Genomic DNA, 2,211 nt, shown 5'->3' on the forward strand with positions numbered 1-2,211 from the left:
GCACCAGCAGCTGGAAGGCCTGCTGGGGTGTGCATGGTTTGCGTGCGGCGATCAGGCCGGTGGCCTGCCCGATGACGGTCCGGGACACCAGAGCTTTGCCTGACGAACGTGGAGATCGCCGAACGGCTGGCCATCGCCAAACGCACCGTGGACAACCACCTGCACACGACGTACGCGGCGGTGGGTGTGACGGGACGGGGAGGGCTGCGCGCACTGTTCGGCCAGGGCTGATGCCCACCCTTTCGTGGCCTTCCTCCGCGGACTCGCCCAAAACGATGTGCGCGCTGGACGAAAACTTCGGCACACTGCGAGTTGTGTGGCCGTTCGTGGGGCGGATGCGGGAGCTCGAGGACGTGATGTCCGCGCTCACCGAACCGAACGGCAGGGGCGCCGCGCTCGTCGGACCCGCCGGGGTGGGCAAGACCCGGCTCGCGGACGAGGTCGTGGCGCGGCTGGAGCAGACCGGTTTCACCGTGCGGCGCTGCTACGCGACCGTGGCTACGTCGTCGATCCCGTTCGGAGCGCTGGCCGCGATGCTGCCCGCCGACATGCGCACCGCGAACCCGCTCGGTCGCGCCGTCGAGCACCTTCTGGCCGAGCCGCGGCAGTTGGCGATCGTGGTGGACGACGCGCATCTGCTCGACGACGCCTCCATCGGCATGCTGCATCACGTGATCCGGCACGGGTACGCGCGAGTGCTGGTCACCTCGCGGCCAGGAGAGCGCGCCGAGCTGTGGCAGGAAGGACTGCTGCGGCGCTACCCGCTCGGTGACCTGTCCCGCGCCGAGTCCGACCTGCTGCTGGAACGCGCGCTGGAAGGGCCGGTGGACACACGGTCGTCGTCGTTGCTGTGGTCGGGCAGCGCGGGGAATCCGTTGTACCTCAGGGAACTCGTCGTGTCCGGGCGCGCTGTCGGGTCGTTGCGCGCCGCCGACGGCATCTGGTCGTGGCACGGCGCGATCGAGCTCGGAGGCCGTCTCGGTGAGCTCGTGCAGGAGAACCTCGGCCGCCTGGAGCCCTTGCACCGGCACGCGCTGGAACTGCTGGCCTACTCCGAGCCGGTGGAGCTGGACCTGCTGGCATCGCTCGTGCCGGAAGAGGCGTTGGACGACCTCGAGGTCCGGGCGTTGATCCGGGTCGAGGCCTCGGGACGCCGGACCGTCGCGCGGCTCGGGCATCCGTTGTACGGCAGTTTGATGCGGGCGACGTGCCCTCCCGTGCGCGCGCAGTCACACCAACGCGCGTTGGCCGCCGGTCTGGAGGCGACGGGAGCACGCCGCCGCGAGGACCTGATGCGCATCGCGACGTGGAGGCTCGACGGCGGCTCCCCCATCTCGCTGGACCTGCTGGCCGCGGCCGCCGAGCAGGCCTGGGCCGCCCACGACGTGACGCTCGCCGAACGCCTGTGCCGTGCCGCCGTCGACGTCGGCGGCCTGGGCGAGGTCGGGCATGTGTTCGGCCAGGTGCTGATGTACGGCCGGGCACCGGACCAAGCCGAGGCCACGTTGGCGGACGTGATGACCGGTCCGTTGTCGGCGGCGGACCTGAGCCGACTCGGCGCCACCAGATCCATGAACCTCTACTTTGGACTGGCCGACGCGGACGCCGCGGCCGCGGTGCTCGACGCCGTCGACGTGCCCGGTCTGCCCGAAGACCTGAAGGACTGGCTGAAGGTGGTTCGCACCACGGAGGAGGTGCAGCGCCGTCACGTGGCGACGGTTCTGGAGAGCACCTATCAGCCCGTGGTGCCGCACCTGTCCATCCACATGCGACACACCAGGGCGTTGTGCCTCCTGCACGCGGGCCGATACCGCGAAGTCGAGGAAGAGATCCTCGGCTACGAGGCCGAAGCACTGGCGTTGAGCGACGAAGCGCCGACACTGCACCACGGCGCGCTGCGCATGCGCTGCTTCGCGCTGGCGTTCGGCGGGCGTCTCGCCGAGGCGGAGACTCTCGCGCTGAAAATGCACAACACGCTGTTCGACGATTCGGCGTTCACCGGAATGACGTCGATCTACAGCGTGCTGTCGTTCTGCGCGCGCATGCGTGGCCACGGCCTCCAAGCCCTGCGTCTGGCTCGCGAAGGCAGTCCGAAAACGCCGGAAAACCCGCTGATCTTCGACACGATCGAGCTCTCGAGCCTGGCCTGCGCCGCGGCGCTCTGCGGTCGACGGCGCCTTCGCCCAGGAAGCCCTGGCCCGCGCCGAGAAG

Annotated in this window: 3 protein-coding genes; 2 read left to right on the forward strand and 1 reads right to left on the reverse strand. The window is 69.8% G+C overall.

Annotation, left to right across the window (positions count from 1 at the left end; genetic code table 11):
- Positions 1–88: ANTAR domain-containing protein (locus FXN61_RS56865; protein WP_376770832.1), on the reverse strand; the 88-nt coding region annotated here is incomplete at its 3' end.
- 20 nt (positions 89–108) lie between these two features.
- Here FXN61_RS56865 and FXN61_RS54990 point away from each other — a divergent pair.
- Positions 109–231 (forward strand): hypothetical protein, encoded by a 123-nt coding sequence (locus tag FXN61_RS54990; RefSeq protein ID WP_281360893.1) that lies wholly within the window; start codon positions 109–111, stop codon positions 229–231.
- 83 nt (positions 232–314) lie between these two features.
- A partial coding sequence (locus FXN61_RS48925) for an AAA family ATPase (RefSeq protein WP_167980564.1) occupies positions 315–2,211 on the forward strand: 1,897 nt, incomplete at its 3' end.

This window comes from Lentzea indica, from assembly GCF_012184385.1.
Classification (GTDB): domain Bacteria; phylum Actinomycetota; class Actinomycetes; order Mycobacteriales; family Pseudonocardiaceae; genus Lentzea; species Lentzea indica.